Origin of the sequence: Alterirhizorhabdus solaris (genome assembly GCF_007785815.1) — a bacterium.
Classification (GTDB): domain Bacteria; phylum Pseudomonadota; class Alphaproteobacteria; order Sphingomonadales; family Sphingomonadaceae; genus Alterirhizorhabdus; species Alterirhizorhabdus solaris.
The window spans coordinates 19,978-27,966 of the sequence record NZ_VNIM01000052.1 but is presented as its reverse complement, the minus strand read 5'-3'; the positions used below and the strand labels follow the sequence as shown (position 1 = coordinate 27,966).

The 7,989-nt window shown below is 70.5% G+C and carries 7 protein-coding genes; all 7 read left to right on the top strand.

Annotated features, from left to right (window positions below; translation table 11 throughout):
- A partial coding sequence (locus FOY91_RS13065) for an ABC transporter permease (RefSeq protein ID WP_145152604.1) occupies window positions 1-686 on the top strand: 686 nt, incomplete at its 5' end.
- Window positions 686-2,509: an ABC transporter ATP-binding protein gene (locus FOY91_RS13060; RefSeq protein WP_145152601.1), complete on the top strand. Its 1,824-nt coding sequence runs from the start codon at window positions 686-688 to the stop codon at window positions 2,507-2,509. The genes FOY91_RS13065 and FOY91_RS13060, both read left to right, overlap by 1 nt.
- Window positions 2,510-2,671: 162 nt before the next feature.
- Window positions 2,672-3,793: an alanine dehydrogenase gene (gene ald, locus FOY91_RS13055; protein ID WP_145152598.1), complete on the top strand. Its 1,122-nt coding sequence runs from the start codon at window positions 2,672-2,674 to the stop codon at window positions 3,791-3,793.
- A 186-nt stretch (window positions 3,794-3,979) separates the two neighbouring features.
- Window positions 3,980-5,170, top strand: a complete 1,191-nt coding sequence (locus FOY91_RS13050; RefSeq protein WP_145152595.1) for an acetyltransferase domain-containing protein — start codon at window positions 3,980-3,982, stop codon at window positions 5,168-5,170.
- Window positions 5,152-5,478, top strand: a complete 327-nt coding sequence (locus FOY91_RS13045) for a (2Fe-2S)-binding protein (protein ID WP_238995676.1) — start codon at window positions 5,152-5,154, stop codon at window positions 5,476-5,478. The genes FOY91_RS13050 and FOY91_RS13045 overlap by 19 nt, the downstream gene beginning before the upstream one ends.
- A complete protein-coding gene (locus FOY91_RS13040; RefSeq protein WP_238995675.1) occupies window positions 5,460-6,857 on the top strand; it encodes an FAD/NAD(P)-dependent oxidoreductase in 1,398 nt (465 codons plus the stop codon). The genes FOY91_RS13045 and FOY91_RS13040 overlap by 19 nt, the downstream gene beginning before the upstream one ends.
- Complete coding sequence (locus FOY91_RS13035) at window positions 6,854-7,987, top strand: NAD(P)/FAD-dependent oxidoreductase (RefSeq protein ID WP_145152592.1); 1,134 nt, start codon at window positions 6,854-6,856, stop codon at window positions 7,985-7,987. Before FOY91_RS13040 ends, FOY91_RS13035 begins: the two co-directional genes overlap by 4 nt.
- The last annotated feature ends 2 nt before the right edge of the window (window positions 7,988-7,989 follow it).

Genomic DNA, 7,989 nt, shown 5'->3' with positions numbered 1-7,989 from the left:
GCGCCATGTCCAGCCATCCCCCGGCCGCCTTCCCGCTCGGCACCGACTATCTCGGGCGGGACATGCTGAGCCGGGTCCTGTCGGCAGCGCGCTACACGGTGGTGATCGCCTTCCTCGCCACGCTGCTGGCGGCCACTACCGGCGTGCTGCTGGGGTTGGCGGCGGCGGCCGGGGGATGGCTGGACATGGCGCTCAGCCGCCTGTTCGATACCGTCATCGCCATCCCCAGCCTGATGTTCGGGCTGGTGGTGATCGCCTCGCTCGGTTCCTCCATCCCGGTGCTGGTGATGACGCTGGCGGTGATCTACACGCCCGGCGCCTTTCGCACCGCGCGCGCGCTGGCGCTGAACGTGGCGGCGCTCGATTTCGTCACCGTCGCCCGCGCCCGGGGGGAACGGCTGCCGTACATCGTCGTGCAGGAGATCCTGCCCAACGTCACCGGGCCGCTGCTCGCCGACTTCGGCCTGCGGTTCGTGTTCGTGGTGCTGCTGCTGTCGGGGCTGAGCTTCCTCGGCCTCGGCGTGCAGCCGCCCTATGCCGATCTGGGCGCGCTGGTGCGCGAGAACATCTCCGGCCTCGGCTTCGGCGCGCCGGCGGTGCTGTTTCCCGCGCTCGCCATCGCCTCGCTCACGATCGGGGTGAATCTGGTGATCGATGCGATGCCCGGCCGGCGGAGGGGACGCTGATGGAACCGCCAAGCACCGAAAAGCTCGTTCGCCTCCACAATCTGGAGATCGTCGCGCGCGGCGACGACGGCGTCGAGTTCCCGATCGTGCGCGATGTCTCGCTGTCGGTCGCGCCCGGCGAGGTGCTGGCGCTGATCGGCGAATCGGGATCGGGCAAGACGACGATCGCGCTGTCGATGCTCGGCTACGCCCGCCCCGGCTGCCGCATTTCAGGCGGCACGATCGAGGTGGCGGGCGAACGGCTCGACACGATGAACGATGCGGATCTGCGCGCGAGGCGGGGCCGCACCGTCGCCTATGTCGCGCAGAGCGCGGCGGCCGCGTTCAACCCCGCGCTCACGATCATGCGGCAGGTGATCGAGCCGGCGCTGATCCACGGCCTGATGGACCGCCCCGCCGCCGAAGCCAAGGCGCGCGCGCTGTTCGCCAAGCTGGCGCTGCCCGATCCGGATGGCGTGGGCGATCGCTACCCGCATCAGGTGTCGGGCGGGCAGTTGCAGCGGCTGATGGCGGCGATGGCGCTCATCACCGATCCGCAGCTCGTGATCTTCGACGAGCCGACCACCGCGCTCGACGTGACGACGCAGATCGAGGTGTTGAAGGCGTTCAAGGCGGCGGTGCGCGACCTTGGCACCACCGCCGTCTATGTCAGCCACGATCTCGCCGTGGTGGCGCAGATCGCGGATCGTATCGTGGTGCTGCGCCACGGCGCGATGCAGGAGGAAGGCGACACCGGCCGGATCCTGTTCGCCCCCGCGCATGATTACAGCCGCGCGCTGGTCGCCGCCGCCGCCCCGCGCGCGCCCGCCACCTCGCGCACGCCCGATCCCGTCGCCGGCGAGGCGCCGCTGCTGGACCTGCGCGACGTGATCGCCGGTTACGGCGGCACCGACCGCGATGGCTTCCCCCGCACCCGCATCCTCGACGGCGTGAGCCTCACGATCCGGCGCGGGCAGGTGCTCGGCGTGATCGGCGAATCGGGTTGCGGCAAGAGCACGCTGGCGCGCGTGGTGGCCGGGCTGCATCCGCCGGCCAGAGGTCAGCTCACGCTATCGGGCACGGCGCTGGCCGGGCCGATCGCCCAGCGCAGCCGCGAGGAACTGCGCCGGGTGCAGATGGTGTTCCAGATGGCCGATACCGCGCTCAACCCGGCCACGCCGGTCGGCCGCGCGCTCGCCCGCCCGCTCACCTTCTACCACGGGCTGCGGGGCAAGCCGCTGAAGGCCGAGGTCGCGCGCCTGCTCGATCTGGTGAAGCTGCCGGCGGCGCTGGCCGAAAGGTTGCCGGGCGAGCTTTCCGGCGGGCAGAAGCAGCGCGTCAACCTGGCCCGCGCGCTGGCCGCCCGGCCCGACCTGATCCTGTGCGACGAGGTGACCTCCGCGCTCGACCCCGTGGTGGCCGAGGCGGTGCTGGACCTGCTGATCGAGCTGCGCCGCGAACTGGGCCTCGCCTACATGTTCATCACCCACGATCTGGAGACGGTGCGCGCCATCGCCGACGACGTGATGGTGCTCTACGCCGGGCAGACGGTGGAGCTGGCCACCCGCGACAGCCTCGCCACCGCGCCGCGCCACCCCTACGCCCGGCTGCTGATGGCTTCGGTTCCCGAACTGCGGCAGGGCTGGCTGGAGGATGTCGGCGGGCTGTTCGAGGGCCGCTTCGCCCATGCCGGCGGCAGCACCGCCGGCTGCCGCTTCTACCCGCGCTGCGATCTGGGCACGCCCGGCCGCTGCGACACCGCCGCCCCGCCGCTGCGCCAGTATGACGGGCGCGAGATCCATTGCCACCGTACGATCGACGAGCTGATCGCGGCGACGAAATAATCCCACCGACCCCCGCTCTTCCTGAGGAGCCATTGAGCCTGCCGAAATGGCGTCTCGAAGGACAGCCACTACATAGACGTCCTTCGAGACGAGCCTTCGCCGGGCTCAGTCTCTCCTCAGGATGAGCGACCCTCATCCCATTGAAACGACAGGATCAGAGCCATGAAGATCGGCGTCCCGACAGAAATCAAGCCCGACGAGTATCGCGTCGGCCTCACCCCCGGCGCGGTGCGCGATTATGTCGCCGCCGGCCACCGCGTGCTGGTGCAGACCGGCGCCGGCCACGGCATCGGCGCCGACGATGCGACCTACGTGGCCGCCGGGGCCGAGATCGTGGCCGATGCCGCCGCCATCTTCGCCGCCGCCGACATGGTGGTGAAGGTGAAGGAGCCGCAGCCGCGCGAATGGGCAATGCTGCGTGAGGGGCAGATCCTGTTCACCTATCTCCACCTTGCGCCCGATCCCGAACAGCTCGACGGGCTGCTCGCCAGCGGCTGCTCGGCGATCGCCTACGAGACGGTGACCGACCGCACCGGCGGCCTGCCGCTGCTCGCGCCGATGAGCGAGGTGGCCGGGCGCCTCTCGATCGAGGCGGCGGGCGCCGCGCTGAAACGCCATGCGGGCGGGCGCGGGCTGCTGCTGGGCGGCGTGCCCGGCGTGGCCCCGGCGCGTGTGGTGGTGCTGGGCGGCGGCGTCGTCGGCACGCATGCCGCGCGCATGGCGGTGGGGCTGGGCGCGGAGGTGACGATCGTCGATCGCTCGATCCCGCGCCTTCGCCAGCTCGACGAGCTGTTCGGCGGGCGCGTCCGCACCCGCGTTTCGGGCATCGCCGCGATCGAGGAGGAGGTCGCCGCCGCCGACGCCGTGATCGGCGCGGTGCTGGTGGTGGGCGCCGCCGCCCCCCGGCTGGTGACGCGCGACATGCTGAAGCTGATGAAGCCGCGCGCCGTGCTGGTCGATGTCGCGATCGATCAGGGCGGCTGCTTCGAGACGAGCCACGCCACCACCCATGCCGACCCGACCTATGAGGTGGATGGCATCATCCATTATTGCGTGGCCAACATGCCGGGCAGCGTGCCGCTCACCTCCAGCCACGCGCTGGTGAACGCTACCTTGCCCTACGGCCTCGCGCTCGCCAACCACGGGCTGGATGCGCTTGCCACCGATCCGGGGCTGATGGCCGGCCTCAACGTGCATCGCGGCCGGCTGACCAACGCACCGGTCGGCGAAAGCCTGGGCCGCGCATGGGTGTCCCCGGCGGACGCGCTGGCGGAACGGGCCTGATCCCCGCCCCCTGCCCCGCCGCCCGCCGGGCGGGGGGCAGGCGCTGCGGGAGCGGCGGCAGCTTCTCCCGCGCCGGCCCCGCGATTTGCGATAAACCCGTGCCGGCACGGCAAAAACACGCCCGATCGTGCCGGGCCACGGGTATAGCCTGATCCATGCGATCACCGCGATCCGCAGGAGAGCATTATGGCCACCCTCGCCGACATCCCGCGCCAAGGCGCCGCCACGGCCGCCGCCCCGGTCATCGCGCGCGCGCGGCTGATGAGCATCGAGGCGCTGCGTGGCCTCGTGATGGTCATCATGCTGCTCGATCACATCCGCGAGACGTGGTTCCTGCACATGCAGGTGAGCGATCCGATGGACGCACGGCTCACCATGCCGGCGCTGTTCTTCACCCGCATCAGCAGCATGATCTGCGCGCCGGTATTCGTCGCCCTCACCGGCCTGTCCGCCTATCTGTTCAGCCAGAAGCACTCGCTGGCCGAAACCCGCGCCTTCCTCGTCAAGCGCGGCCTGTTCCTGATGTTTCTCGAACTCACCTTCGTCGGCTTTGCCTGGTCCGCGCAATTCCCGCCGCAGACGTTCTGGCTGCAGGTGATCTGGGCGATCGGCATCTGCATGATCGTGCTGGCCGCGCTGCTGGGCCTGCCGCGCAAGGCCCTGCTGGTGCTCGGCCTCGTCATCGTGTGCGGCCACAACCTGCTCGATCCGATCCGGCTGGCGGCGGGCGATGCCTTCTACGTGCCGTGGGCGATGCTGCACCAGCGCGAGGCGTTCACGCTGGCCGGCTTCACGATCAAGACGACCTATCCGGTGCTGCCGTGGATCGGCGTGATCCTGCTCGGCTACTCTGTAGGCCCGTGGTTCGCCGGGCTGGCCGCCGACGAGCGCCGCCGCCGGCTGATGCTGCTCGGCACCGGCATGCTGGTCGCCTTCGTCGTGCTGCGCGCGCTGAACGTCTATGGCGACAAGCCTTGGTTCACCGTGGAGGGCAGCCCGCTGCGCACGGTGATGAGCTTCCTGGCGCTCACCAAATATCCCCCCTCGCTGCTGTTCCTGCTGCCGACGCTGGGCGCCGGCGCGATCCTGCTCGCCCAGTTCGAGAAGCTGGAGGGCGGCAGCGTCTCGCGGTGGCTGGCGATCCTCGGCGGCGCGCCGATGTTCTTCTACCTGCTCCACCTCTACCTGCTGAAGGCGCTGTACCTGATCGCGCTGGCGATCTGGGGGCCGAACAAGGGTGCGTTCTTCGGCGTCGACAACTTCGCGTGGGTGTGGGTGTGGTATGCCGGGCTGATCGTGCCGCTGTATTTCCCGACCCGCTGGTTCTCGAACCTGAAGAAGCGCCGCAAGGACATCTGGTGGCTGAAGTACCTGTGAGGGGCCGCTTTCACCGCATCGCCGAGACGGACCGGCCGCCCGTTTCGATCACCGTCGACGGCGCGGCCGTGACGGCGCGGGAGGGGGACAGCCTGCTCGTCGCCGTCCTCGCCTCGGGCCGCACGCTGCGCCAGTCCGAGTTCGGCGACGGCAGCCGCGCCGGCTTCTGCCTGATGGGCGCCTGCCAGGATTGCTGGATGTGGCAGGCCGACGGCGGCCGGTTACGCGCCTGCACCACGCCGGTGCGCGCCGGCATGGACCTGCTCACCCGACCCGTGGACGAAACCCTATGGCCGCTGCCAGCATGACGCCCGCCACCATCCCGCGCGCGATCGTCGTCGGCGCCGGGCCCGCCGGGGTGCGCGCGGCCGAGACGCTCGTCGCCGCCGGCCTTCGCCCGATGGTGATCGACGAGGGGATGCTGTCCGGCGGGCAGATCTACCGCCGCCAGCCCGCCAACTTCGGCCGCCCGCACGAGACTTTGTACGGCTACGATGCCGAGAAGGCGCGATCGCTGCACGACGCGTTCGAGGCGATCCGCACCCAGGTGGATTACCGCCCCGAGACGCTGGCGTGGAACCTGCGCGAGAACGTGCTGCACGTCGTCACCAACGGCGTCGCGGCGGCGTTGCCGTTCGATGCGCTGATCCTCGCCACGGGCGCGACGGACCGGTTGCTGCCGATCCGGGGCTGGACGCTGCCGGGCTGCTACAGCCTCGGCGGATCGCAGGTCGCGCTGAAGGCGCAGGCGTGCAGCATCGGCCAGCGCCCCGTGTTCCTCGGCACCGGGCCTCTGCTCTATCTCGTGGCGTACCAGTATCTGAAGGCGGGGGTGGATGTCGCCGCCGTGCTCGATACCTCGCCGTTCGGCGCCTCGATCCGAGCGCTGCCCGATCTGGCGGTGCGCCCGGGCCTGCTGCTGCGCGGGCTGCGCTTCCGCCGCGCGCTGACGAAGGCGGGCGTGACGGTGGCGAACGGCGTGGTTCCGCTGGAGATCGAAGGCGACGGCGAAGTGACGGGCCTGCGTTATCATGCGGCGGGCGGCGGCGACCGACGGATAGCGTGTGATGCGGTGGGCATGGGCTTCCACCTGCGCTCCGAAAACCAGCTCGCCGATCTGGCCGGCTGCCCGTTCCTGTTCGACGACGCGACCGGCATGTGGCGCCCCGAGGCGGACGGCGACGGCCGGTCGCCCCGCGCCGGCATATATCTGGCGGGCGATGGCGCGCGCGTGCTGGGGGCGGATGCCGCCGAGGTGGGCGGGCGCCTCGCTGCGCTGGCCGCGCTTGCCGATGCCGGCATGTCGGCGGATGCCGCGCTCGTCACCTCGCTGCGCGGGCAGATGGCCACGCTGGATCGCTTCCGCCGTGGTCTCGCCACTGCCTTCCCGTGGCCAGCGACGCTGGCCCGAAGCGTGGCGGATGACGTGATCCTGTGCCGCTGCGAGGCGATCACCGCCGGTACGATGCGCGAGACGGCCGAGGCGAAGGGCGCGCCCGAGGTGAACCGCGCCAAGGCGCTGAGCCGGATCGGCATGGGCCGCTGCCAAGGCCGCTACTGCGGACATGCCGCCGCCGAGGTGCTGGCGGGCGCACGCGGATCGTCGCTCGAATCGGTCGGGCGGTTGCGCGGGCAGGCGCCGGTCAAACCGCTGTCGATGGCGACGGTGAAGGCGGACACGCTGTGAGCAAGGCGAATCAGGCCGACGTCATCATCGTCGGCGGCGGCATCATGGGCGCATCGGCCGCCTTGTTCTTGCGGCAGCGCGGGCGATCGGTGATCCTGCTGGAGCGTGACCTGATCGGGCAGGCGGCCAGCGGCACCAATTTCGGCAACGTGCGCCGGCAGGGGCGCTACCTCCACCAGCTCCCGCTTTCCAATCGCGCGCGGGATATCTGGCTGCGGATGCCGGAGCTGCTGGGTGAGGATTGCGAATTCCTGCAATCGGGCCACCTGCGCGTGGTCTACAATGCCGAGATGGCGGGCAAGATCGAGGCCTATTCGAAGGACTCTGCACCCTACGGTCTCGATCTGGAGATGATCTCCGCCAACGCGCTGCGCGCGCGCTTCCCCTATCTCGGCCGCGAGGTGGTGGCCGGCTGCTACGATCCCACCGGCGGCCACGCCAACCCGCGCCTTACCGCCCCCGCCTTCGGCCGCGCGGCGGTGCGCGCCGGGGTGGACGTACGCGAGAATACCGAGGTGACGGGCATCGCCAAGGCGGGCGACGATTTCGTCGTGGAAGCGCGCGGGCAGGGCGAGATGCGCGCACCGGTGCTGCTGGTGACGGCCGGCGCCTGGGGCGGAAAGCTTTCCGCGCTGTTCGGCGAGCCGGTGCCGATCGCCGTCCACGGCCCGAACATGTCCGTCACCGAGCCGCTGCCCTATCGCATCGGGCCGACGATCGGTGTCTCCACCCCGCATGTTCACGAGACGGTGTATTTCCGGCAGGTGAAGCGCGGCAACGTGATCCTGGGAGGCTACACCCGCGGCCCGGCCTCCAACGAGACGAACCGCGCCGCCGTGCTGCCGGAAAATACGCTGGGCCAGATGGAGCAGCTGCGCCGGGTGATCCCGGGCTTCGCCAACATCAATATCATCCGCGTGTGGAGCGGGGTGGAAAGCTATTTCGCCGACGACATGCCGGTGATGGGGCCGAGCGCCACCACCCCCGGCCTGTATTACGCCTTCGGTTTCTGCGGCGCGGGCTTCCAGATCGGCCCGGGCGTGGGTGAGGTGATGGCCGAGCTGATCGACACGGGGGCCACCTCCACCCCGATCGAACCCTATTCGATCGCCCGCTTCGCCCGCGCCTGAGG

Excerpts from the sequence above, each read along its gene's own strand:
- FOY91_RS13060 (WP_145152601.1), top strand. The coding sequence starts at position 686 with ATGGAACCGCCAAGCACCGAAAAGCTCGTTCGCCTCCACAATCTGGAG.
- ald (WP_145152598.1), top strand. The coding sequence starts at position 2,672 with ATGAAGATCGGCGTCCCGACAGAAATCAAGCCCGACGAGTATCGCGTC.
- FOY91_RS13050 (WP_145152595.1), top strand. The coding sequence starts at position 3,980 with ATGGCCACCCTCGCCGACATCCCGCGCCAAGGCGCCGCCACGGCCGCC.
- FOY91_RS13040 (WP_238995675.1), top strand. The coding sequence starts at position 5,460 with ATGGCCGCTGCCAGCATGACGCCCGCCACCATCCCGCGCGCGATCGTC.